Raw genomic sequence first — 1,890 nt, forward strand, 5'->3', positions numbered from 1 at the left:
AGAACAGGTTCAATAGCTGATTTGCTTCTGATTCGTTTTCAGACAACTCCGCTAACACAGGGTCCCCGTCCAATTCGGCCTCGATGTCAGCGAGCGTCGGCGACGCCTTGCCGCTACGCGCCTTGACTGGTGCGCCGAGGAACTCAAATATGCGCGTGTTCGGGTCCATAGCACCTCGGGCCATCGCCAATGCTTTGGAATGGAAAGTTCTCACCAGGCGTTGAGCAAGCTTCTCTCCTATTGGCCTCGGCCAGTTACTCGACTCTTCAATGAGCTTTTTGATGAAGTCAGCGCGTGATTTTCGCGTAAACGTGAACACCGAAATCTGCGAGTACCGGATGTCAAGCTGATGCCTCATGAAAAGCAGACGCGACACCAAGGAAGTTGACTTGCCAGAACCAGCGCCGGCCAGTACAGATACCCCGCGTTCACGCGCAAATATCAGTTCTTCCTGAGCTTCACTCGGCCCCCTTATTTTTCCGGTAGCCGGGTCTCGGCGATGCAGAATCCGTCGCGCCTCGTCTTTTTTCGAGTCTTCAAAATTTAGCGGGCGCCCTTCATACAGACGCAAGCGTTTTGGCTGCACCGGGACCGGGGCTGACGGAGTGGCCGGTTGAGCGGCCGCAATCGGCCGACTCTGTGGGGACCGGCGTCCGAAGAAGTTGCAAATCAGAATAAGACATCGATGAAGCCAGCCAAATAGCCTTGTCAAATGACCACCCTACTGAAAAAACTGGCGGTCTTCGACCGCCAGTGAATCAACAACTAATTGCTCGGCCGCGCCGGTCGCGGTGCACCATCAAATGCCGCATCCCAAAATTGCGACATGAGTCTTTCGTGCCGGGGTGAGCACCGCGCGATGGCATCCAGCTCGAAGAACCTCTTGATGTTGGCCACGCCCTGCTGCGGAGTGAACGAATACGATGCAAGCGCATCCCAAAATTCGGCAAGCGAAGGAAGTTTATCAACGCCCTGCTTACCGACATTTATTTCATTACCTTTACAATTTTGCCTGTAGTTTTCCATGGTGTTTCCGGCAGTTAACTACAGAGTATAGGAACCTCATCTGCCGGACTCGCTGCAATACACCATCTCGGAACCAGGTTAACGGCATCACGGCGCCAATTTTTAGGGCGCGCAGCAGAATTCCGACACCGCCTCTGGCGGCATACTATTATCCGCAGCGAATTGCTAATCGTCGTCGCTCCGCGTGCAGGTGCGCTGTCGCCCGAGGTCGCCGGCGAGACTCTGAGTGTCTCAACGCGGAGGTCCGTTTAAACTTACCTTGATTACTTACATTGCTCAACAGGCCCGCGTAATGTCTTGCAGCGGGTATGCCTATGACCAGCGCGGCAACCGGTGCCGATGCGTGTGGACGCAGAGGGTAACCGGCGTGGCTGGGTACGAGATGCCTCGCGGTGACATATTGACCTACTTGTACGAGATAGAGTGGCCATTGTGGGACGCCAAAACGAATGAAACGGCCGAGATTCGGCTGGCAGCGCCATACGGAGGGCGAACCGCGAAACCGTCTCAGCGTCGACCTCGATTCGCTCCACGACGGTGCTCCGCGTCAGCTCACGTTGCTTCCAGACGAATGTGATGAACGCCGCCATCGTCGGATTGCCACTTCAATATCCGAGCATTCGCGGCCCAGCGATAGGTTGTTAACAGGGCTATCTGTCGGTCAACTTCTCAGCCCACACCTTGAGTTGCTCTAGGAGGAAAAGCCGGTCCTCCCGCTTCAACGGGGCGAGGAGGCGGGCGATATCCGGTGCGACTTGCTGCGCGTCGCCAGAGCCCCCCTCCAACAGCTCCATCCATGAACAATCGAGAACCGAGCACAGCCGCTCAAGTGTCGCGACGCCCGGCATGACCGCCCCTCGCTCG

Annotated in this window: 2 protein-coding genes and 1 pseudogene; all 3 read right to left on the reverse strand. The window is 56.4% G+C overall.

All coding sequences use genetic code 11. The annotated features are described in order from the left end of the window. Positions 1-571 (reverse strand): UvrD-helicase domain-containing protein (locus ACFTWP_RS41630; RefSeq protein WP_380270385.1); only part of this gene is annotated, 571 nt, incomplete at its 3' end. A gap of 194 nt (positions 572-765) precedes the next feature. After that, on the reverse strand, positions 766-1,026 hold the full coding sequence (locus tag ACFTWP_RS41635; protein WP_198113263.1) for a hypothetical protein: 261 nt from the start codon (positions 1,024-1,026) through the stop codon (positions 766-768). 650 nt (positions 1,027-1,676) lie between these two features. Then, positions 1,677-1,890: pseudogene (locus ACFTWP_RS41640) on the reverse strand (hypothetical protein); the annotation flags it as partial.

The organism is Kitasatospora sp. NPDC057015, assembly GCF_042673745.1.
Lineage (GTDB): Bacteria > Actinomycetota > Actinomycetes > Streptomycetales > Streptomycetaceae > Kitasatospora.